Source organism: Pseudomonas gessardii, from assembly GCF_001983165.1.
In the GTDB taxonomy this organism is placed as follows: Bacteria; Pseudomonadota; Gammaproteobacteria; order Pseudomonadales; family Pseudomonadaceae; genus Aquipseudomonas; species Aquipseudomonas gessardii.
This window is the reverse complement of record NZ_MNPU01000108.1, coordinates 1-2,517: the sequence shown is the minus strand read 5'-3', so window position 1 is coordinate 2,517 and position 2,517 is coordinate 1. Positions and strand designations below refer to the sequence as shown.

At 41.6% G+C, this 2,517-nt stretch carries 4 protein-coding genes and 1 pseudogene; 2 read left to right on the top strand and 3 right to left on the bottom strand.

The window, feature by feature from the left end; all coding sequences use genetic code 11:
- On the bottom strand, nucleotides 1-99 hold a 99-nt coding region (locus tag BLL38_RS29735), incomplete at its 3' end, for a helix-turn-helix domain-containing protein (RefSeq protein WP_130898222.1).
- 27 nt (nucleotides 100-126) lie between these two features.
- On the opposite strand from BLL38_RS29735, the gene BLL38_RS31710 reads away from it, so the two are divergent.
- Nucleotides 127-255, top strand: a complete 129-nt coding sequence (locus tag BLL38_RS31710; protein WP_278045955.1) for a hypothetical protein — start codon at nucleotides 127-129, stop codon at nucleotides 253-255.
- A 341-nt stretch (nucleotides 256-596) separates the two neighbouring features.
- Complete coding sequence (locus tag BLL38_RS29730; RefSeq protein ID WP_020301967.1) at nucleotides 597-1,322, top strand: hypothetical protein; 726 nt, start codon at nucleotides 597-599, stop codon at nucleotides 1,320-1,322.
- Nucleotides 1,323-1,590: 268 nt separating this feature from the next.
- Here the strand turns inward: BLL38_RS29730 and BLL38_RS29725 are convergent, their stop codons facing one another.
- Both BLL38_RS29725 and BLL38_RS30995 read right to left on the bottom strand, forming a co-directional pair.
- Entirely contained in the window at nucleotides 1,591-2,034 is a 444-nt protein-coding gene (locus BLL38_RS29725) for a hypothetical protein (RefSeq protein WP_032904867.1), read from the bottom strand.
- Between the two features lie 355 nt (nucleotides 2,035-2,389).
- A pseudogene (locus tag BLL38_RS30995) lies at nucleotides 2,390-2,517 on the bottom strand (IS5/IS1182 family transposase); the annotation flags it as partial.

Here is a 2,517-nt window from a genome sequence, read left to right as displayed (position 1 = left end):
TCGGTTGATCAAGCAGGCAATCCTGCGCAAGCTGAGGCCTTGGGCATGACTAACTTGAATGGTGGCACGCTCTTCAACGCTGAGTTCGGAATAAGACATAGGGCAGCACCGTACCGGAAAGGTCAGGTGTTGCACTCAGTTTTTGCCGCCGCCGGATTTAAAACCTACGCTTTGTTTTTGGCTGACCTGATGCAGAAAAACGAGGTTGATACGTTCGAAGCTTTGATCGACAAACTCAAAGCCGAAAAGATCTAAAATCTAGCGACACCATGAAGCCCCCTAACCGGGGCTTTTTTGTGCCTGATGATGTTGGGCCCTTTATTTTGACAATTTATTTTTCAATAAAATATCGACAATTTTATTTTGGAATATCTTGCAAATTTTTGAGTTTTGTCATTTTTGTGATGGTTGTATTTTAGCTTAGATAAGCCATTAATTGCGTGTCAATAGTAAGTTGAAAATATATTTAAGGTCGAATATTATTTAAAAATAGGGTTAGACAATAAAGCCCATTCATGAAAATAGTGTGGCCCTTTAATTTGACATTATCTTTTTCTGTGTTCTAATTTTAAGTAACAAAACAGAAAAGGAGATTTATGAATAATACTAAATTTAACCCGGTCGAATTAGGTAGTCAAGCTTTTTGCATGAATGCGACTTTTGGTAAAGATAAAACGTTTCAACACGGTCATGCAAAAGCGGTTATTGGTGTTCATGTAGTTGATATAAGCACAAAACACCTATTGATCACAGCTAACAAATCTACGTTGTCTAATGTGCAATATTTGTTGAAAGACTATTTCGCATCTTCTCAATATCAAGACGCTACCCATAAGAAATTTCACATCATTGATCTTGATCAGTATGATTACGATGCGGCATCTATAAAGCTCACTAGGACACATAAATTTAAGCCGGTTTCATCTTTGTCCAAATGCCAGAAGCTTACGAGAATAATAACCCGTAAAACACCGTCATCAAACGGCATAGAGATTGATCCAGTATTGAGAATGGCTTTTGAAGGAATGTTAGAGCCTGACGACTTTTTCAAATTTCAAGAAGTCCGCACAGAGTTTAGGGTTTCGATTTCACTTGTAAAAAATAGAAAGTTGATCAAAAAAATGACTGTCAATATTGGCTATTTCACGTTGATCGTTGGTTCAAAGCCATATGACTATCAAGAAGAAGACAGCAAGCAGAAAAAGGCCACTAGGCCATCATTATCTAATCCGGTTTATAAAGATGATGGTATTGAGTTTATGGCTACATTTAACGACCGTAAAAAGGACTATCGAGATATGGTCGATATGATGAAAATTTAAAAACCTTGATTTAAAGGGAAAAAACAAAAAAAGGCTCATTCATGGGCTTTTTACGTTTTCCCTGGTCCGTTTTAAGAGATCATTGATCTTGATCAAATCGGCTTATTAAATTTCAAATGTCAATAACCCGTTATTAGGAAATAACACGGCAATAGATTATTGAAATTCCCCATTTTTACGGCATTTACTTTATTAGGTGTTAGGCCCTTTATTTTGACTTTCCAAGCAAAGCGACCACCAGAATAGGCGAGCCGCTGCACGCCTTGTTTTAGTATCGATTGCAAATAGTCTGTGTGCCTATTTGATTGCAATAAGTGGTTTTATTCTGTTCCTGTTGATTTTGCAGGTTTTGCCACGCTTGTGCTTCCTGTGCGGCCTGCTGATTTTGTGCCTCGATCTGATTTTTTCTTTGCATGATATTCATCGCCAATGTGTTGCAATCACCTTGCGACGGGGTGACCGAATCCGCTATCTGCTTAGCTCGGCTCATGAAATAATTTTGGTCGAATTGCCAAGTGTTAAGATTTGCCATCGAATATTGCTGACCACGGGCACCTGTATCTGGTGGCATGTTTCCGCTGGCAACGCATTTATGGATGCCTATCAATTGAGTAGCAAATGCAGTGTATTGGCTATCAGAAAGCGGTGGCTTTTGCGTTACGCAGCCAGTCAGTAGTGATCCAGCAACCAGCACAAAAATTATTTTTTTCATTCGCCATCCTTAGAGATCGTTGAGTAGTGGCCCTGCAATGGCACCTTGCGTTGATTCTACCCAACCCTACGGATGCCGTGCCACACATCGCGTATCCCGGCGATTTTCTGCACGGGTACAAGTCCCCGCACATCAAACCACCCTGATCGAAGCCTAGGAGCTTTTAACGCATCATTGGCCGGGCGTTCGCAACCGGGCCAATACCCACGGAGTGAGAAAAGCCGGGGGGTTAGGTATGATCCCAGTGATGAAACGACACCCAGAAAATCACAGGTTAAACGCTACCGTCTTGACTGCAAACGCTATTGCAGTGGACCGCCAACGTTCAACTGTCCGCGTCTATTCAAATCATTGACTAGGCTCTGTACGTAAAGTATTGTCGCAAGCACCGCATAGCGCAGGCCAATGAGACCATCGCCGCAAAACTTGTTGCGAGCTTGTCGAAGCGCGTCACGATGCGACGGTTCTCCTTCAGCCAGCCAA